20 protein-coding genes are annotated in these 18,765 nt (G+C 33.2%); 2 read left to right on the top strand and 18 right to left on the bottom strand.

The window, feature by feature from the left end; translation table 11 throughout:
• Nucleotides 1–3: 3 nt before the first annotated feature.
• From BTM29_RS06280 to BTM29_RS06195, 17 genes are all read right to left on the bottom strand, one after another.
• The gene (locus BTM29_RS06280; protein ID WP_076614780.1) at nucleotides 4–1,074 is read right to left on the bottom strand and encodes a M24 family metallopeptidase; all 1,071 of its coding nucleotides are present in this window, start codon (nucleotides 1,072–1,074) and stop codon (nucleotides 4–6) included.
• 30 nt (nucleotides 1,075–1,104) lie between these two features.
• Nucleotides 1,105–2,457 carry a peptide MFS transporter gene (locus BTM29_RS06275; protein ID WP_076614777.1) on the bottom strand — a complete coding sequence of 451 codons (1,353 nt, stop codon included), beginning with the start codon at nucleotides 2,455–2,457 and terminating at the stop codon, nucleotides 1,105–1,107.
• Between the two features lie 24 nt (nucleotides 2,458–2,481).
• The gene (gene pepI / locus BTM29_RS06270; protein WP_076614773.1) at nucleotides 2,482–3,363 is read right to left on the bottom strand and encodes a proline iminopeptidase; all 882 of its coding nucleotides are present in this window, start codon (nucleotides 3,361–3,363) and stop codon (nucleotides 2,482–2,484) included.
• Nucleotides 3,364–3,612: 249 nt separating this feature from the next.
• Nucleotides 3,613–3,921, bottom strand: coding sequence for a rhodanese-like domain-containing protein (locus BTM29_RS06265; RefSeq protein WP_076614769.1), 309 nt, complete (start codon nucleotides 3,919–3,921; stop codon nucleotides 3,613–3,615).
• Between the two features lie 404 nt (nucleotides 3,922–4,325).
• Nucleotides 4,326–5,204: a nucleoside hydrolase gene (locus BTM29_RS06255; RefSeq protein ID WP_083685946.1), complete on the bottom strand. Its 879-nt coding sequence runs from the start codon at nucleotides 5,202–5,204 to the stop codon at nucleotides 4,326–4,328.
• Entirely contained in the window at nucleotides 5,204–5,830 is a 627-nt protein-coding gene (locus BTM29_RS06250; protein WP_076614759.1) for a TIGR04282 family arsenosugar biosynthesis glycosyltransferase, read from the bottom strand. Before BTM29_RS06250 ends, BTM29_RS06255 begins: the two co-directional genes overlap by 1 nt.
• Nucleotides 5,827–6,828, bottom strand: coding sequence for a phosphotransferase (locus BTM29_RS06245; protein ID WP_083685945.1), 1,002 nt, complete (start codon nucleotides 6,826–6,828; stop codon nucleotides 5,827–5,829). Before BTM29_RS06245 ends, BTM29_RS06250 begins: the two co-directional genes overlap by 4 nt.
• Nucleotides 6,829–6,830: 2 nt before the next feature.
• Nucleotides 6,831–7,499, bottom strand: coding sequence for a TIGR04283 family arsenosugar biosynthesis glycosyltransferase (locus BTM29_RS06240; protein WP_076614755.1), 669 nt, complete (start codon nucleotides 7,497–7,499; stop codon nucleotides 6,831–6,833).
• Nucleotides 7,499–8,494 carry an ABC transporter ATP-binding protein gene (locus BTM29_RS06235; RefSeq protein ID WP_076614751.1) on the bottom strand — a complete coding sequence of 332 codons (996 nt, stop codon included), beginning with the start codon at nucleotides 8,492–8,494 and terminating at the stop codon, nucleotides 7,499–7,501. Before BTM29_RS06235 ends, BTM29_RS06240 begins: the two co-directional genes overlap by 1 nt.
• Nucleotide 8,495: 1 nt before the next feature.
• Nucleotides 8,496–9,287, bottom strand: coding sequence for an ABC transporter permease (locus tag BTM29_RS06230; RefSeq protein WP_076614747.1), 792 nt, complete (start codon nucleotides 9,285–9,287; stop codon nucleotides 8,496–8,498).
• Entirely contained in the window at nucleotides 9,284–10,045 is a 762-nt protein-coding gene (locus tag BTM29_RS06225) for an ABC transporter permease (RefSeq protein WP_225972180.1), read from the bottom strand. Before BTM29_RS06225 ends, BTM29_RS06230 begins: the two co-directional genes overlap by 4 nt.
• Nucleotides 10,046–10,151: 106 nt before the next feature.
• On the bottom strand, nucleotides 10,152–11,390 hold the full coding sequence (locus BTM29_RS06220) for an ABC transporter substrate-binding protein (RefSeq protein WP_076614744.1): 1,239 nt from the start codon (nucleotides 11,388–11,390) through the stop codon (nucleotides 10,152–10,154).
• Between the two features lie 14 nt (nucleotides 11,391–11,404).
• Nucleotides 11,405–12,058, bottom strand: a complete 654-nt coding sequence (locus tag BTM29_RS06215) for a TVP38/TMEM64 family protein (RefSeq protein ID WP_076614741.1) — start codon at nucleotides 12,056–12,058, stop codon at nucleotides 11,405–11,407.
• 28 nt (nucleotides 12,059–12,086) lie between these two features.
• Nucleotides 12,087–13,229 (bottom strand): TVP38/TMEM64 family protein, encoded by a 1,143-nt coding sequence (locus BTM29_RS06210; protein WP_225972179.1) that lies wholly within the window; start codon nucleotides 13,227–13,229, stop codon nucleotides 12,087–12,089.
• Between the two features lie 19 nt (nucleotides 13,230–13,248).
• Complete coding sequence (locus BTM29_RS06205; protein ID WP_076614737.1) at nucleotides 13,249–13,899, bottom strand: YdjY domain-containing protein; 651 nt, start codon at nucleotides 13,897–13,899, stop codon at nucleotides 13,249–13,251.
• A 57-nt stretch (nucleotides 13,900–13,956) separates the two neighbouring features.
• Nucleotides 13,957–15,003, bottom strand: a complete 1,047-nt coding sequence (locus BTM29_RS06200) for a sulfurtransferase (protein WP_076614733.1) — start codon at nucleotides 15,001–15,003, stop codon at nucleotides 13,957–13,959.
• Nucleotides 15,004–15,035: 32 nt separating this feature from the next.
• Nucleotides 15,036–15,356, bottom strand: coding sequence for a DsrE/DsrF/TusD sulfur relay family protein (locus tag BTM29_RS06195; protein ID WP_076614730.1), 321 nt, complete (start codon nucleotides 15,354–15,356; stop codon nucleotides 15,036–15,038).
• A 529-nt stretch (nucleotides 15,357–15,885) separates the two neighbouring features.
• Between BTM29_RS06195 and BTM29_RS06190 the strand changes: the two genes are divergently transcribed.
• Nucleotides 15,886–16,359: a nucleoside 2-deoxyribosyltransferase gene (locus BTM29_RS06190; protein WP_076614726.1), complete on the top strand. Its 474-nt coding sequence runs from the start codon at nucleotides 15,886–15,888 to the stop codon at nucleotides 16,357–16,359.
• A gap of 202 nt (nucleotides 16,360–16,561) precedes the next feature.
• Nucleotides 16,562–17,362: a hypothetical protein gene (locus BTM29_RS12720; RefSeq protein WP_076614722.1), complete on the top strand. Its 801-nt coding sequence runs from the start codon at nucleotides 16,562–16,564 to the stop codon at nucleotides 17,360–17,362.
• A gap of 321 nt (nucleotides 17,363–17,683) precedes the next feature.
• Here the strand turns inward: BTM29_RS12720 and BTM29_RS06180 are convergent, their stop codons facing one another.
• The gene (locus BTM29_RS06180) at nucleotides 17,684–18,364 is read right to left on the bottom strand and encodes an SLAP domain-containing protein (RefSeq protein WP_076614718.1); all 681 of its coding nucleotides are present in this window, start codon (nucleotides 18,362–18,364) and stop codon (nucleotides 17,684–17,686) included.
• Nucleotides 18,365–18,765: the final 401 nt, after the last annotated feature.

The following is an 18,765-nucleotide window of genomic DNA, read 5'->3' as shown; positions in this document are numbered from 1 at the left end:
AATCTATAATTCAATTAAATCGTGTGGAACACTAATCATGTTCTCATAACCATCATCTGTAACAAGAATTTGGTCTTCAATCCTTACTCCACCCCAATTAGGAATATAAATACCCGGCTCCACCGTTAGAACAGTTCCAGTTTCAATAATATCGTCAAATGTTTCAGCCAAATATGGATATTCATGAACAAACAATCCTATGCTATGGCCAATTTTGTCGTAAGTTAATTTAGTATATTCTGTTCCCTTAAGTGGCTCTAAAGATGCTGGATAAACAATTTTAGTAGAAATTCCAGCCTTAATAACGGCTTCTGATGCTTCTAGACTTCTCTTTGCATATTCATATACTTCTTTTTGCTTAGCTGTAGGTTTCCCAACGACAACAGTTCTAGTCATATCTGACATATATCCATGATATTGACAACCATAATCCATTAAAACAAAGTCCCCATACTCAACAGCCTTACTGGAAGGTATTCCATGTAAAAGAGATGTGGTCTTACCTGAAATCAGAATGTTTCCATAAGGTTGTGTATCAGCACCCTCTTCCACCATATAAAGTGATAATTTTGCTGCAAGTTCTTTCTCAGTTACACCAACACGAATATCTTTAACGATTCTATTAAAAGCACGGCAAGCAATTTCACAAGAAATACGTAGATAGGCAATTTCTTCTGGAGACTTAACAACACGCATGGCATCAATTATCTGACCAGCCTGGAATAGCGTTGCTTTAACTTTTTTATTAAAATCAGCATACATGTCGTATGTTAAATAATCATCTTCAAAAGCAATAGTCTTAATCTTATACTTATCAGTTAATTCAGCGATACTATCGCCTACAGTTTTGTCTGGCAATCGCCAATTAATAATTTCGTAGTCTGGAAGTTCAATTTCAGCCTGTTCAATATATCTAGGATCCGTTAAAAAGAATTGTTGATTCTTGGTTAGAAGTATATAGGAGTCGTCACCTGTCCAGCCACTTGCAAAACGAATATTAACTCGCTTTGCAATAAAAAATGCATCAAGGTTTTCCCCCTCCATATATTCACGAATTTTTGTTTCATTCATCATGATAAACATCCTCTTCATTCATTAAATTAACTAATCCACATCTTCTAATTTATCCAACTTCTTACTTGAGAACCAAAGTACCAGTCCTAATAAAATAATGATTATTGCTAAAATACCATATCCTTTTTGAAACTTAGATGGCACATCAGTTTTTAATAGCGCATAAACCTTTGGATAAATTAATGTTGCTACAAAAACAGCAATAGGCCAAAAGCCTAGCAAAAGACCCATAAATTTGGCAGGAGCCATCTTAGTAATGAAGGAATTTCCTAAAGGAGAGAAAACCATTTCACCAATTGACATAAAGAAACCAATTAATACAATCCAAAGAAATGATGTATTCCCGTTACCTACAAAATCAGCAAATACCATGACAACATAGGAAATTCCAATAAAGATCATTCCCAGTGCCGTCTTTTTAAACATACTCAAATCGCCTTGTGGACGAAGGGCTAGTTTAGTCCATAGTTTACCCAAAACAGGTCCTAAAACTATGCATGTTAAAGCGTTAACTGAATCAAAGTAAGAAGTAGGAATATTAAAACTGCCAATCATCCAATTAGCGCGGTTTAAAAATCCTGCACCATCTCCGTGACCAAAGTAATAATATACTGGCATGTATGCCAAATACCAAACCATCCAAAAAATAACTGAGAACAATGTAACCAAAATAATTGCGATAATACGTTTTTTATCACCTGCTGTTAAAGAAGAATCTTCACCTTTTTCCTTCTCACCAGCTGATTGAAATTGACGCTGATCCACTTTAAATGGTTTACTACCAGCATCACCTAATGTTTTCCTATTAAAAATGAACCATAGTGAATCTAAGAATAAGAATAATGAACAAATTAAGAAAACATTGTTAAACCCTATAATGGGAATAAGTAACACAATAAATGTAGTACCAATAAATGAACCAATATTGACAAAAGTATATTGAACCGAAAATGCTTCGTTTAATTCTTTTTCATCGTCAAATAATAATCCATTTATTCCAGAAAGATTGCCTTTAAATAAACCTGTTCCCACTGATACTAAAATAATCATAATCCACACAAAGGCAATGGAATTAGCTTTCCAAGTGAATAGGTAGCCAATTGCCATCAATAACATTCCAACTGGAACGCAAATCCTAGGGCTTATCCAGTAATCAGCTATATATCCACCAACGACAGGTGTGATATATGTCATGGCGATGAAAACGGCTGCCATTGATGCGGCCTTAACATCTGTTAACCCTAAACCACCCTTACCAACCTTTGTTGCTATCCATACCGCCAGCATATATTTAACAGTGTAAAAAGCTATACGTTCAAATGTGAAACCTAATGAACATACATAAAAGCCAAAAGGCTTACGCTTTTTTTCTGCTGCTTCCATAAAAATCATCTCCTCTAAATATAATTAATCATGTTCATCCAACCAGTTCTTAAGAAGACTTTCATACTCCGTATTCTCTTCTACAAATGGCATGTGACGACTATGAGCAAATAATTCCCATCTTGAATTAGGAATACGGTCATACATTGTCTTTGCAATAAGCGGTGTACATAAATCATTGGTCCCACTGGTAATTAATGTCGGAAAACTAATATCTTTTAATTGATCCGTATAATCATAATCATGTAAAGTACCCATTGGAGAGTATTCATTGGGGCCCCAAGCTGTAATATAGCTTTCGGTACCCGAAACTTTTTTACGTCGTAATGGCTCTGGTGAATCAATCGTTGGTGTTGCTGTTGCATGACTTACCATGTAACGATCATTTGCATCCAAATATTCTGGCGCCTCATAATTCCCACTGGCTTCCGCCTCAGCAATAGCATGTTGATCTTCTTGCGACATGAATTTAATCATTCTATGTTGTTCTTGTGCCCATAGTTTTGCAGAAGGCAATGTTCCTGAAAGAATCATGCTCTTAATGCCTTTAGGGTTATAATCACAAATATAAATAAGTTCCAACATTCCTCCCCACGATTGACCCATTAAATGAATTTCATCTAAATTTAAATATTTTCTTAATTCAATTAATTCATCCACCCAAGTCTCTTTCTTCCAGAGTGATGGATCTGATGGTACGGCAGACTTGCCACATCCCAACTGGTCATACATAATCAATTGCCTTCCACCAACTGCCAGATCATCCAATAATTCAAAATAATTATGTGTTGAACCTGGACCTCCATGTAGTAAAACTAAGGGCTTCTTGTCCCCACCACTCTCTCCAACAATCCGATAATAGGTCTTATATCCCTTATAAGGCATATATCCTTCTTGTACTTTCATAACTATCTTTTCCCTCCTACAATTATTTTTAATCGTTGATTTTGACATCCATAAATTTTGTTATTTTTTTCACAAATGGTTACAAAAAAATAACATTCGTTAGGGAACGTCTAATCAATGTCATCTTACTACATAAGTTCATTTATTGATAGCGCTTTCATATAATTAATAAATATTTTTATTAAAAAAAAACAACCCACAATAAGAGTTCTATTAAGTGGATTGCTTTTTTATATTAATAACAAATTCTTATTTGTTTCCCTTAGCTACTTCTCCATCCCATTCGATCATACCACCAAGAATATTAACAACATCGTAACCCTTTGCAGTTAATTTTTTGGCAGATTTTCTACTATTAACACCTGAATGACAGATTATATACGTCTTACCAACTGGTTTATATTGATTAATTGTTTTGTATGGTACACTGGCAGCTCCAATAATATGTCCTTCATTAAATTCATCAACCCGACGAACATCTATAACATTAGGATGGTTAGGTAAAATCTTTTTAAAATCAGCAATCGAAATATTATCTATTTTTGTGAAAATTGACATAATTAAATTCCCCTTTTTGAAATTTTTTTTTAACAATAACTAATTGAATTAATATTACTAAACAAAAACAAGCTAAATCATAATAATAAAGTGGCGCGTTTCGTCCAATATTAATTTTTAAAAATATCGTTATAAGCAACAGAATTACTAACCAAATAATTCTAATATATTTTTCCTTACTTTTATTAATTATTAAAAACAAAGTAACTAAAATTGATACGATCACAATAATCCAAAATATCCATGAAATTAAATAAAGATTATATGTTTCATTCATGAATAAAATTTGCCTCATAAATCCCAGTCGAGTGTTGTAAAGATAATCTAATTCAAATGGTATCCATAATAGTACTAATTGAACAACAATAAATAGCATTGCCATCAATCTATTAAATAATTTCAAATCAATTACCCTCAATAAAATAATTATTTAAAGTCTTTAAAACTATATTATTCAAATGTGACAAATCCTTAATAGAAGTTAAAATTTCGACTTTTTGATTACCATTTTGCTTTTTCTCCATTAACCCAGTTTTTAAACCTTCTACACTTGAACTCAAATATACATCTTCAAATTCAAATTGATCTGGTTCGGTCAAGGATAAAGCTGTGATTGTATCCCAATTGATAAATCCGGGAACACTCCAATTATCTTCTGTATATTGCATCCAATCCAAAATAACTCCGCTCAGCCATTTAAACCGTTTTGATCCATCATTATCGAGCATATGCAAATCATCACGTCCTAATAACGCTCCAGAAATATATTGTCCACTCACAATTGTCATTGGTATTTCACTGGTAATAACGGCATGGGCCGCTTCCGGAGCAATTGACAAATTCAATTCACCAATCGGGATTGAATTAATGAACATTTCCTCAAATCTACCACCCATAATTACAACTTTTTTTAATAGTTTAAAAAATGACGGTTCTATTTTATATGCCTCATACAAATTTGCCATACTTCCAGTTGCCAAAACAACTATCTGATGAGGATACTTTTTAACCATTTTAACTAAGAATTTAGCAGCCATAGACACGGAAACATCTGAATCGTCTTTTCCTTTACCCACGTATGTATCTACATCTAAAGAAAATAGTGAACACAGTTGTTCTGTCTGTTCCTTTACCTCCTGAACAGTACCATTACCATAGGTTAGAGTAACTCCAAGTATATCTATATTAGATTGTTGGTATAAATAAAGTAATGTTAATCCGTCATCAACATCTTTTCCATGCAATCCAATTGTATTATCACAATCATAAATTAACTTCATCATTATTCCTCAACATATTCTTTAACCTTATTTAGATCAGCTTTAAAATCAACATCTACCATAGTTGGCATCAGATACAATTTTTGATTCGATTCATGTATTAAATTAATCGTTGTGTCTAAAACACTTGATGTACTCCAAGAAATATCTGTATTTAAGTAAGGATCCACATTATAAATACTAGTTCCAAACAAATAATATCCACCATCATAGGTAGGACCTAAAACAATATTATTTGTATTTAGTGATTCATTAGCTTTATAAATGATCTCAGAATTCAGTTGTGGAACATCGCTTCCAGTCAAAATCACATGACCAAATCCTTGATCCTGAACATTTTGAATAGCACTGCTCATTTTCATACCTAAACTACCCTGTTTTTGTGGAAAAGTATGAATAAAACTTGGTAAACCACTCAAGAATCGACTAGTTATCAAATTATCAAATCCTTGATAAGCAAAAAATATTGTCATTGATTTTGATAATTCTTTACTATTTCTAATTAGCTTATTTAACATGATCAATTGTACTCGTGCTGATTCTTCAGCTGACAAATCAGGCTGTAAACGTGTCTTAACATATCCTGGTTCTGGAATTTTAGAAAAAATGATATATGCTTCTTTAGTCAAAAAGTCACCCCATACTTATTTAATAATGGAACCATAAAATCTAATTTCAAAAAGGATTGACATCTATGTAGTATCTCAACATTTTTTATTGGTTTATCATCATACGTAGCAACTAACATGGCACACCATGATAAGGCTCTAAGTAACATAAATGGCATATATTTATTTATATTTTCCATTAATAAATCTGATGATTGATTTGTTCTTTTAGAATACTCAGTTAAAAACACTTCAACTTGTTTTGAATTTAACACTTCGGTTGTTCTCCAAAGTGTTGTAGTCTCAACCATAAACTGAGTTAGATCCTGAACAGCATTGCTAATAACTGGTTTCTCCCAGTCAATTAAGTATCCATAATTATCAGTTATTAAAAAGTTATTGGAATTAACCTCCGTATTAACTAAACATAACGGTTGACCAGAGAAATATTTATCAGCATTATTTTCTTCACACCAATTTTTTAACGAAATAAGTACATTTATTTGTTCCTTTTTCAACTTGGTACTGCTAACAACGGGTTCTAATAGCTGATTAGCCTCTTCCAATCTGTCAGTACAAATATTAGTTTCCACTTTCAAATTCTGATAAGCCTTAGAATCCAAGTTTAAATTATGAACAGATGCCAATATTTTGGCAGACATCTTCAAATCACGATGATAAATTAAAGGCTTACCAGGTAGAAATTCCTCAATCAAAATATCATGCTTAAAAAAGTTGCGAGTATCATCAAGAAAAAGCGGTTTAGGTGTGTGTTTACTTTTATAAAGTATTTGTAAAGCTTGATATTCATAACGAGATTGTTTTGCAACATTAATCTGAGACCCATAATTAATTCTAAATACCACACTATATCCTGATTGATCAGTAATTAAGAAATTTTTATTGTATTCACCTTGAGCCAAAAATGAAATACTTTGTGCTGGTAATAAACCAAGCTTTTCCATTATTTTATTATCATTTAAATATACTTCAATTTTGTCTAGAATCTGTTCTGCCAATACTATCTCCTTCTATAATATACTTTACTCAAAGCGCTTGGTTTCATTCCGCTTTTATACAGAATCTTTATAAGCTGCATCTTAAAAAAAGTTCTAACTTTTCCTTCATTTATATACTTTCTAGAACTTGTATAAATAGAAATGGGAAATTCTACAAATTCTGATTCAACTTTAGATAATCGTTTACTTAATTCCCAATCTTCCATTAATGGTTGTTCAGGAAAACCGCCAACTTTTGAATAAAGCGATTTTGTTACGAAAAATCCCTGGTCCCCAAAAATTAGTTTGAATTTTTTAGCTCGCAAATTAGACATAAATGCCAATATACTGAAAAAAGTAGAATTATCATCAAATCTCAGTGTAAAAAATCCAACATTCACTTTTGTCGACTTCAATAGTGAAATTGGTGCTGTGGAGAATTTTGAATCAGCATGTAGGAAAAGTAGTTTGTTAGTTCTCGCAACACTTCCACCTAAATGTAACTGCTTACCACGATTGGGAACACTATTTAAATATTTTACAAATTTGGGCAAAAAATCTGGTCTATCTCGATTTTCTCCATCAATTATCAATACATCAATGCCAGACAAATCCCAAGATGACAGTCTCTTAATAAGGTGCTTCAACGCAGCATCATCATGATAGATTGGAATTATTATCGTTAACCACATTAATACACCACCGGTAAGTTAACAAAATAAAATTGATAACTTTGATTTTCCTCTACACTATTCATTGGTAAATTAAACTGTAATAGGACCCGATTTACTTCAACAGTAACTCTTACTTCAGTTTTACTTATCCAAATTTTGTCACTTATTCTTCCATAAAATGCTAAATAATCACTTTTTTCAAGTTGAATGGAATTATCATATGGCAGGTATAAAAAATTAGGTTTATCAGCGATTTCACCTTTAAATTTAACCATTCCTGAATAAACCTTTGATGTGAATTCACTGGCAAACTTACCTTCAACGAAATTGGCTTGTCCCAAAAATTTTGCTACTGACAAATTAACAGGTTCAAGTTCCAAATTACGGGGTTTATCAACTTGCATTATTTTCCCATTAATTAAAACTGCAATCTTATTGGATAACATATAAGCTTCCATTTTATAATGCGTGACAAAAATAATGGTTAAATGAAATTCATGTTGTAATTTTTTTACAAAATTCAACATTTCTATCCTTAATCCCTCGTCTAAACTAGAAAACGGTTCATCCATCAACAGTAATTTGGGCATTAAAACCATGGCTCTAGCTAATGCGACTCTTTGTTGTTGACCACCGGAGAGCTCATCTGGATATCTCTTTGATAATTCAACGATTTCCATAGTCTTCATAATTTCATTAGTTTTTACTCTGATATCCTCTTTTTTTTCACCATTAACTTTCAAACCAAAGGCAATATTTTTAAATACTGTCATATGTGGAAATAGACGATAATCCTGAAAGACCATAATTCCTTTAGGATTTTGATCTTCATCACTAGAAAAGCTACCACTTGTCGGAATATCTATTCGTGCCAAAATATTCAGAAGTGTAGTTTTACCACCACCTGAAGGACCCAAAATTGCAAAAATGCTATCATCATCAATCTTTAAATTAATATCATCAAGAATTTGATGTTTACCCTTTACTTGGGAAATATTATTTAATGAATACAAATTATCTAATAACTCTCCTTCCACTATGGGATATATAAAAATCAATCAAGTATAACGGTATTAACGTGAACAGCATAAATATAACTCCATAGATTGCTGCTATTTGATATTTACCATCCTGAGTGAATGGAAACATTCTTACCGACAAAGTTATATAATTACCTTCACCAATCAAAAGAGTCGATAAATATTGTGTCATAGATACAATATAAGTCATCATGACAGCTCCCTGTAAACCGCTTCTGCTTAAAGGTAGAGTTATATGAAAAAAGGTTTGTATTGCTGATGCTCCCATATTTCTACTAACTATTTCATATCGATCATTTATTAAAGAAAGGTTGTCTACCAATAGTTTTATTGCATAGGGTAGACAAAATAACGCATGCACACTGATAACTCCGAAGTAACTACCATTTAATCCGAACTTAATCATTACAAAATCCATATTTGTTAACAATGCAGTACTAGGAATTATTAATGGTAAATAAACTAAAATATTTAATAACTTTTTCCCACGAAAATCATAATATCCTAAAGCAATTGCAGTAGGATAAGCAATAATTACCGTTAATCCTATCGTACCAAGTGCAAGCACTATGCTGGTTACAAGTGAGTCAAGTAATTCCTTATTGTCAAACAAGAGCTCAATGAAATATGACAGACTAATTTGTCTAGGTAACAATTGTGGGTAATTCCAGTTTCTTCCAACGGACAACATGACAATAACTAACAGAGGCATCAAAACCAATATCACGAACAATAGGAAGGGAAATAATCTGCTCGATTTTTTCATTTAACCCCTCCATTATGTCCGCCTGAAATATGGTGACTAATAAATATAATTAATCCTGCAAATGCAATTGCGAATAACGACAAAATCAAATTCAAGCTCATAACTAACGGTAACTGTGAAAAGTCGCCTTGCACATATAAATCATAAATATATACAGGGAGAAGTTCTTGACGTTGACTTCCTAAAAGATAAGGTACCTCATAAGAACCAAAATTAAACGAAAAATTAATTATAAATGCATTCATTAATGCCGGTTGAATCAATGGCAAATATATGTGCCAAAATGTTTGCCACGTTGATGCTCCTAAATTTTTAGCAACTAAGCGATATCTATTATCCAATTGTCTCAAAACCAAAACCAAGGAAACTATTACAAATGGAATTTCTTTCCACAAATAGGTTAAAATAATTCCTATTTGAAAAGGATCATTAACCAATAATGGAAAATTAGTATCTTTTGAAATGATTCCTAATTTCAATAACAAGCTAGGAATAAGACCTGTTTGACTTATTAGTTGTAATAATGCTAAAACAATAAAAATATGTGGCAACATTACCGGCAATTGTGCAATCTTAAAAAACGACTTTGAAATATTATCATTTCGTTTATCAAACAGTAAAGCAAGACACATCCCGATAAAACACGCCAATGCAGCGCTAAAAAGTGCAAACAAAAATGTACGTTCAAAGATTTTAAGAAATGATTGCATTTTAAAAGCTTCAAAATAATAATGCAAGTTGAAATTTTTCATCCCCATTAACGGATAATAGCCAAAACTGGTCACAAATGATTTAACAATTGCACTTACAAAGAACAGTAGGAAGAATACATAAAACGGACTAAGTAATAAAAGAATCTTTCTTTTAGTCAGCATTTAGGACATATTCCTTCCATAGATCCTCAATAATTGGAATCTTCTTACCTGATATTTCAGGTATTCTCTTTTTGGATAAAGTATCCATTGGAACGGTTCCATACTTATTAGAAGCATCATCCAACTTATCAGTAATACTCTGTGGTGTTTTTCCTTCTGAATATGGAGGAACAACGGCACCATATTTTAATTTAAGCCTTTGTGTTTGTGCCTCTTTACTTAGCATCGTATTAATCAAAACAACGGCTGCAGCTTTATTTGCGGATGTTTTTGGTACAGCTAAATAATTGTAATTACCAACTGTTCCTTTATCAAAAACAAATGAATGTGCATCATCTGTAAATTTACCATCCGATCTTTGTGTGGCAGCATACATTTGATTATATGAAAAATCTAATGCAATTTGATGATTTGCAAACATCTTATCCATTTGAGCGGTCGTCTTAGGATAGGTTTTACCCTGCTCCCAAAGGTACGGTTTTAATTCATTTAGATAATCAAGACTAGGCTTGATTACTTTATAAATTCCCTTTTTTGTAGCTGGAGCCTTATTTATAGCGTCATATCCGACGGTTTCATAAATAATATTTCTAATAAAGGCACTACCTGTAAAATCAGGTGGTGCAACATATGTTAATTTACCTGGATTCTCTTTTGCCCAGTCCATCATTTTTTCAGCACTGGTTGGGTAATCACCATTAAACATTTGTTTGCTACCAATCATTACCAACTGAGCATTTCCATATGGAACCTCCAATTTATCAATGGAGGTTCCCATATCACGCTTTACATCTGGATCATTGGAAGAAATATAAGTTTTCATATTTGGAATTAATTTGCTGTCCAGTGGACCAGCTAATAAATCCAATTTTTTTGCAGTATAAAAATTTTCTCCATTTATCCAGACAACATCGATATTACCTGTCTTCTTGTTTGCTTCTTTTTCAGTTGTTAATTTTTTAAGAATATCATCAATATCCATAGGTACACGTTTTACAGTGATTCCCTTTTTTTTCATCATTGGAGTAACAACATCATCAATCCATCGATTTTGTGTCTCTGTTCCTCCAAATCCATAGTAAGTAACTGTTTGTCCCTTGGCATCTTTTAAAGCTTTACTATAACTAGTTGGCAAATCAGTTGATTTTGATTCTTTCTTATTGCATCCACCTAAAATCAAAAATGGTACTAGTAAAAGTAATAATGCTACTATTTTTTTCCCCCTCATAGTACTATTCCTCTCTAAATCATTTTTTTATGTCGCCCTATTTTCTTGGGTATATACGTCAATAGAAACAGAATTATTCCCATAATCGTAAATTTAATTGATAACGATAACGTTAATCCTTGTGTTAATATATCAGACGCCATATACGCATATATAAAACATGCTGGTAACATGGTAATTCCAGAAATAACTGAGAATCGCAAAAATTTCATTGGTGTCAATGCATATGCATAGCTTTGTAAGGCATATGGAAAAATTGGAACAAGCCTTGTAAGAATTAAAAATGAAACCCCGTTTTCATCAACTCCATGCATAATTTTTTTAAAGGTTGGCTGATCTCCATATTTGTTAATAATTACATCTTTTAACAAAGTTCTACCCAACACAAATGAAATACTTGCACCTAGAGTACTACCAATTACAGTTAGCAGCCCTCCCAAAAAGCCTCCATAAACAATCCCAGCAACTATTGCCAAAAGTCCACCAGGTAACATGAAAATGGCCGTAACAATACACAGGATAATAAAAGCAAAATAGCCCATAAATCCCATACCTTGAAAAGTCTTTTGCAATGAGGAAACATTTTGCAACTCATCTATTAATCCTGTTTGATAAAAAATAACTATTCCTATAACGATCACGGCAAAAAATGTTATAACTTTTTTCATACTCAAACCTCGACTTTAATGAGTATTATTATTTAGAGACATTAATTTTTTGCTTTGCCTGTCTATTTTGTAATACTTTACGAGCAACCAATGATACAACAATCAAAATTATGAATGATATCAAAGCTATGAACATCATCATTTTATTTCCACCAAGACTACCACCTACAAATGAATATACTATAGTAGCTGGTAATTGGCCAATCCCAGTGGCAATTAGAAAACTGCCAACCTTCATATCTGTAAAACCAGCCCCATAACTCACTTCATCAAAAGATACGAAAGGTAATAACCTTAAAATAATTATTGTATAGTTTCCATACTCATCAAAGAATCCATCCATTTTTGCAAGTGCATTCTTTGTAACAATTTTTTCAGCAAAGGGACGTCCAACACCTCTAGCAATATAAAAGCATAGTAATGCACCTAGCATTGCACTGAACCAAGATAATGCAGCTCCAAAATACCAGCCATACAGATATGCATTAGCAAAGGTCAAAATAAACGCCGGCAATGGTGCCAAAATTGATTGAAAAATCATTAGAAATGTTGAAATCAATGGCCCCCAAACACCAAAACTCTCAATATAGTCACGAATGGCCTTAATATCCAATTTTGCCAACATAACACTCATTTTATTAATAAAGTCATGATAACCAGGAATCACATAGTACCCAACCACTAAAAGAACAAGGAAAGTGATTGTTACAACCAAACTGATTTTACTTTGAAGTGTTAGTTTATTTATTTTATCTCCAGAAACTATCTTAGCAACCGGATGTAAATAACTGTCAATTCCCAGTGCTATGAACCAAATAACTAAAATCCCAAAAATCAGTCCAGCCGTAATAGGCAATGACCATTCAGCATTGAACATCTCTCTAATTGTTGCTCCAAATATCGTAACTAGGGAATTTAAACCATATATTAGTATTAATAATATAACTACCACTGCAGAAATTATTGATGTTTCTGAAAATCTGAATATTGCCCAGTTCTGTTCGAGATGTTTTCCATAGAACATGTAACATACGTATACAACTATTGCGACCACTGGTATTATCCAGCCAAGTGGTATCCTCATCTGTAGCCAAGGTGACTTCCATGCTAGAAGAGAACAAAAGATTCCAATCACAATTCCGTTATAAAGGACCCTCAGTCTAGTTCTCATAATCTCTTTTCCTCTTCATTTATTTGACCTTAACAACAACTGCCATCTTTGTTCCATCTTTTGGCATAACACTGGATTTACCCGTGAAGTGTTCTCCATATTGGAAACCATATTTTGCACCAGAAGCAATACCTACTGGACAACTATCAAAGCAAAGGACACAACCTGTTTTCATTTTGTTATTAGTCTTCATATTTCCACCAAATCTGAAATCAAGATTTTTAACATTCTTTTTATTAACTTGAACAGCCTTTTCTGCCTTGACTCTCTTACCATTAATTACAAAATAAACAGATAATTTAGTTCCCTTGACCTTCTTTCCGGCTTTAGAATCCTTTGTTAAATTGTTACCTGCCTTAGCACCAACTTTTTTTAGATCATTATAAAATTCTTTGGGTGTAGCGTTAGTCTTCAACAATGACTTATTTCCATTAGAACCATCTACATTAACAATTACATGTCTTGTTGGTTGTGTAAAATAAGTTCCATTAACAGTTGTAAGAATTGTGATTTCTTTTTTCTTCTTATTATATTTAATTGGCTTGCTGGACGTTAATCCAGCAGTTGAAGATTTTGCAGCAGCTTGACTCTCAGTTGGTGCAGCAAATGTCATGCCAACCATCAATAAAAATCCCATTAAAATTCCAAAGAAAATTCGTTTATTTTTCATTTTTTTACCCCTCATTTTTTACTACCTATAACTAACAACTCATTGATAATAGAAGCTTTAGTTCAAAATTTTAACATTTTTAGAACGTGGACTACCTACTTGTACTTGGTATTTAGATGGATCTTTCTTATGAGCTTTATTCCAGGCATACCAACCACCATCATAAACATGGACATTCTTCCATCCACCTTGATAGGCAATGAAAAATGCTGTTGTTGCGCGCCAACCTGTACCACAGTAGAAATCAATGTTACTTGTAGGCTCAATTCCCCATTTCTTCCATGTTGGTGCAATCTGACTAATGGATTTTACAGTTCCGTTCTTATTCAATAAATATGCTGAATCTGCACTAGTTTTACTTGTTTTAGCATAAACTGCACCCTTTGGTTCACCTTTTTCTTTGATATAAGAATAACCGCTAGTTTTACCAGTAAATTCTTTCCATGAACGTGTACTTGCTAAAATGACATTAGGATCGTCTTTTTGTTGTGCCAAAAAGTTAGCAGGTGTTTTAATTTCATATTTTGCATTGGCAGGTACGTCTGTACCAAAGTCAGCTGCTGCTTTAACACTCTTAGATTTGCCTTTTTGAATTTTATAATCTGATTGTTTCCAGCCATTGTATCCGCCATCAACAACTTTTATATTGTTAACTCCTGTCCAAAATGCAGCAAATGCAACACGAGATGCCGCATTTATATCTGTAGAATATACAATCAAAGTAGTATTACTTGTAACACCATTTTTTAATAATAATTTTTTGATCTTATTTGCAGATACAAGATTCCATTCATTTTTCTCTGATTCAACAGAATTAGTATTTATATGAATGGCGCCAGGTATATGACCTTTTTTGAACTTACTATCGTTACCATATGATGCCTCAAAAATTTTATAATCCTTTACGTCAGTTTTCTTGTTTACCACTTTGTTTACCCAATGTGGACTGACAAAAACACGTGGTCCCTCAGTCTTCTCTGTATCATCCTTTTGAGCGTAATACGATTTTGCACTAACAGTTGTTTCGTTAGTAAAAAGCGTAAAAGCAGAAATGGATAAAATCAAAGTAACAATTACTAATAAAGATTTCCTAAACTTTTTCATTAATATATCCCCCTGGATAATTTTTAAAAATCTTAAAATGTAACCATTTTATCTGACCATTCAACAATATCAACACAATCGTTCATTGTTGATATTGGACAACTAGTTGTATCTTCCAGATGTCTTGCCTTTATACAAGTACCACAAGCAAGAATCTCTCCACCGTTAGCCTTATATTCCTTCATTAAAGTAGGGGTATCATGTTCTTTATCTTCAATATTCTCACACTCTACAGCCTCTCCTAATAAGAACATCTTCACGCTATTTCCTTTTTTTAAAGCCGCAATAGCAAATCTAAAAGCATTCCACGACTTCTCAGCCTCTTTTGTTTCCAAAATTATTCCTAGTTTCATAGTTTTCCCTCCATCACTCTATTTATAAAAACGTTTACAATATTAGTTTGCCTCTTTTATGAAAAAAATCAATACTCTACTAAACATTAATTATATTCTTACTAAAAAATGATGTATTTGTGATAAGTTATCACTTTAATGTTCTAACTGGTAAAACGATATTTTAATATATCAATTTTAAATACAGAATAGTAAAAATAGGAGAACCAGCAAATTGCTGGTTCCCCTATTTGTATATTTCACTTTCGCTTCCAACAATGTCAGCAAGCACAGTATTAATATCATCATGAATCACTAATGACCTGTCCTCAATTTTGGGATGCGTTAAAGCATCTTTGGGATTTATATTAACATTAGGAAGCTTGTGGTAAATTAAATGTCAAATTCCAAAATGGTTGTTGGATAAACATTGGAGTCATACGTCCAACGCCAAGTTCCAAGAAAAGGATTCGTTTATTTTGATTAGCTTTAAATAAATAAGTCTTTCATGCTAAACTAATCATAATATACATGAGAGAAGGATTTTTAAATGAAGATTTATTTTGCTAACGGGTTATTTTCAGAAGCCGATCGTATGTACAATGACATGGTGGTTAAAAAGTTACGTGACATGTCTAGTGACATTGAAATATATCTGCCTCAAGAAAATGGCGATATAAACGACAAGATGAACTACGCTGACTCAATCAAAATTGCTCAAGAAGATAACAAAGAGCTTCTTTCATCTGATTTAATAGTTGCTGTGTTAGATGGTGATACTATGGATGACGGTGTTGCAACTGAGATCGGATTGGCCTTTGGTAAAGAAATTCCTATTGTTGGACTATGGACTGATTTGCGTCAACATGGCTTCAACAATCCCCAAAAACTTGAAGCTGTCAAAGGTATCGGTGAGAATCCGTTTGGCTACATCAATAACTACACCATCGGTCTTATTAAGATGAATGGTATTGTTATCAACACTGTCGACAAACTTCTAGTTGAAGTTAAAAAGTATCTCTAATGTTTCAATAGTGTTACATGAACTTTACAGTTGGATTATACCTAATTTACGTTTAGGTTATATTCAACTTTTTTTGTACCATACGTTATATGATATTTCTCGGTTAGAAAAAATTGGAGTATACAACTAACTGCCAGGTTAATTGATACTCATAAATATAAAAAAAATAAACATACATATTCTACGGGGGATATATCTTATAATGAAAATCAAAAATATCGCTGCATCAGTACTAACAGTTGCTTCACTTGCACTTGTAACATTGGGCTCAACTTCAGTAGTTCAAGCTGCTACAGTTTCATATGAATCAACATCAGGTGTAATTTATATTAAAAACGCTAATGGCGCTGCAATTTATACAACACCTAACTCAAACGGTGCTGTTGGTGATACAGGTAATAGACTTGCTGATAACACTGCATGGGCTATTAGTAAAACAGCTAACATTGATGGCACAGTTTATTATGCCGTTGGTAAGAATCAATGGATCAATTCTTCAGATATCTCAACAACAGCACCTACAACATCAGTTAACAAGATGATGTACGTTAGTGCCAGTGGTAGTGTAAATCTTTACAGTTCAGCAAATGGTGGCTATTTCACTGGTAATACAGTTGCCGGTGGTTCAGGTTACACAGTTTATGCCCAAACAACTGATGCATCTGGTCAAGTTTGGTATGACTTAGGTGGAAGCCAATGGATCAATGGTAAATACATGTCAGATGACAATGTTAAAGAAACAATTACAATGAACGCCACAGCATATGACCCAGCAGTACTTGGATCAAACATGGGTTACAGCGGAGTTGCCGCCAACCTATCAAAATATCCAAAAGGCACACACTTAAGAATCACAGCAAGTAATGGTACAGTTTACGATCGTGTAGTTAATGACACAGGCTCATTCGCATACAGCAACCCTAACCAATTGGACATTGCTATGCCTAACTCACAAGCATTATCATTCGGACGCCAAAACGTTACAGTTGAAGTGCTAGGCTAAACCAGAGAGCGGAAAAGGCCGGGAGATTCTGAGCACTGCCTAGAATAAGGAATGTAGCGCGAAGCGATGCAGTTCTTATTCGTAGCAGGCGCAGGAATCTGGCCTTTGCAGCTCGTTTCAACCAGAGAGCGGAAAAGTGACGGGTAAACCTTGAGCATTACCTAGATTAATAATTGTGCTAACGAAGTTAGTGCATTTATTATTCGTAGTAAGCGCAGAGGTTTGTCGCTTTGCAGCTCATTTCAAAATAATAAACAAACAAAAAGCGCCCTTTCCTCCCTGATAGTAGCGCTATTTTTGTACTCAAAAATTCAATTAAATTTATTCCGTAACAACATAATCCGTAGCATTAACCCATTCATTACTAGCAACACGGCAATAAATATTACCGTTATATTTTCTAACCTTATCAGTTTGCCAATCAGTATCATTTTCAAGACTTCGATTAATCGACTCAGCGAATGATCCATCCTTTTGAAGAGTCATCACTGGTACATAATCTCCATTCAAATTGTTAACATGAACAGTGTCACTTTCAGAAGCTGTATTAGTCTCTGGATAATTACCAAAGTTACTAGCCTCTTGTCCATATCCCTTCATTTTATCCATATTAATTTTTGCAACACGTGAAGATTTCAAGTAAAGATTATCACCAATTTGCCAACAAGTCTTACCATTAATGCTGACCTTATCAGCCTTCCATAGTTGCATAGACTTCCCCTTTACCTGATTGACTCTCTTGCCAGTATAAACTAGCTTGCCATTTTCCTTTTTATATAATCCAACAGTTCTACTGTCAGATTTAGGATCATTTTCAACTATAACTACATCTTTCCCATCATACTTGGCTAAATTCATATGATTACTTCTCATATTATCCCTAGTATTAGTACGACACATATTACCAGTAGTTGAATTAGTTTCACTGGAGGCTTGTACTACACCTATATTAGTTGGAATCATTGCCATTGCAAAAACAATAGCCATTATTCTTTTCTTCATATTAATGCTCCTCTGCCTTTATTTAATCCAATTTAATTCTATCATATGACTCACATATTACCTAAAATCTAAATAGAGCAAAGAAAAAGACCCCGTCCAACTGACGGGGTCAAATTCATTTGAAGTGGTAAGATGAAATCCACTGTAGTTTTCATCAACTTCTTAATTTATCATGTAATACTTATGTACCATGTACTTTCACATAAACCTGAATCTGAATCTTGCTACCGTAAAACAAATCTTACTACTAACACTTGTTGTTCAACTAAGGATCCTAGCAAATCATGTATTGAGCTTGCGCGACTACTAAATTTAAGTCGATTTTATATTAACTTTTGTTGCTAGTCCCAAAATGCCGTTGAACCGTACTACTCTAATTCTTCGTTGCTCTTTATTAATCC

Origin of the sequence: Companilactobacillus allii, assembly GCF_001971585.1 — a bacterium.
GTDB lineage: Bacteria > Bacillota > Bacilli > Lactobacillales > Lactobacillaceae > Companilactobacillus > Companilactobacillus allii.
Note: the sequence above shows the minus strand (reverse complement) of the source record. Positions and strands in the feature narration are given on the sequence as shown.

What these genes read in the sequence shown, in the direction of transcription:
- BTM29_RS06215 (WP_076614741.1), bottom strand. Translation starts at nt 12,058, where the DNA reads ATGAAAAAAGTTATAACATTTTTTGCCGTGATCGTTATAGGAATAGTT.
- BTM29_RS06230 (WP_076614747.1), bottom strand. Translation starts at nt 9,287, where the DNA reads ATGAAAAAATCGAGCAGATTATTTCCCTTCCTATTGTTCGTGATATTG.
- BTM29_RS06225 (WP_225972180.1), bottom strand. Translation starts at nt 10,045, where the DNA reads ATGGGGATGAAAAATTTCAACTTGCATTATTATTTTGAAGCTTTTAAA.
- BTM29_RS06275 (WP_076614777.1), bottom strand. Translation starts at nt 2,457, where the DNA reads ATGGAAGCAGCAGAAAAAAAGCGTAAGCCTTTTGGCTTTTATGTATGT.
- BTM29_RS12720 (WP_076614722.1), top strand. Translation starts at nt 16,562, where the DNA reads ATGAAAATCAAAAATATCGCTGCATCAGTACTAACAGTTGCTTCACTT.
- BTM29_RS06280 (WP_076614780.1), bottom strand. Translation starts at nt 1,074, where the DNA reads ATGATGAATGAAACAAAAATTCGTGAATATATGGAGGGGGAAAACCTT.
- BTM29_RS06180 (WP_076614718.1), bottom strand. Translation starts at nt 18,364, where the DNA reads ATGAAGAAAAGAATAATGGCTATTGTTTTTGCAATGGCAATGATTCCA.
- BTM29_RS06210 (WP_225972179.1), bottom strand. Translation starts at nt 13,229, where the DNA reads ATGAGAACTAGACTGAGGGTCCTTTATAACGGAATTGTGATTGGAATC.
- BTM29_RS06265 (WP_076614769.1), bottom strand. Translation starts at nt 3,921, where the DNA reads ATGTCAATTTTCACAAAAATAGATAATATTTCGATTGCTGATTTTAAA.
- BTM29_RS06200 (WP_076614733.1), bottom strand. Translation starts at nt 15,003, where the DNA reads ATGAAAAAGTTTAGGAAATCTTTATTAGTAATTGTTACTTTGATTTTA.
- BTM29_RS06220 (WP_076614744.1), bottom strand. Translation starts at nt 11,390, where the DNA reads ATGAGGGGGAAAAAAATAGTAGCATTATTACTTTTACTAGTACCATTT.
- BTM29_RS06255 (WP_083685946.1), bottom strand. Translation starts at nt 5,204, where the DNA reads ATGATGAAGTTAATTTATGATTGTGATAATACAATTGGATTGCATGGA.
- BTM29_RS06205 (WP_076614737.1), bottom strand. Translation starts at nt 13,899, where the DNA reads ATGAAAAATAAACGAATTTTCTTTGGAATTTTAATGGGATTTTTATTG.
- BTM29_RS06240 (WP_076614755.1), bottom strand. Translation starts at nt 7,499, where the DNA reads ATGTGGTTAACGATAATAATTCCAATCTATCATGATGATGCTGCGTTG.
- BTM29_RS06190 (WP_076614726.1), top strand. Translation starts at nt 15,886, where the DNA reads ATGAAGATTTATTTTGCTAACGGGTTATTTTCAGAAGCCGATCGTATG.
- BTM29_RS06195 (WP_076614730.1), bottom strand. Translation starts at nt 15,356, where the DNA reads ATGAAACTAGGAATAATTTTGGAAACAAAAGAGGCTGAGAAGTCGTGG.
- pepI (WP_076614773.1), bottom strand. Translation starts at nt 3,363, where the DNA reads ATGAAAGTACAAGAAGGATATATGCCTTATAAGGGATATAAGACCTAT.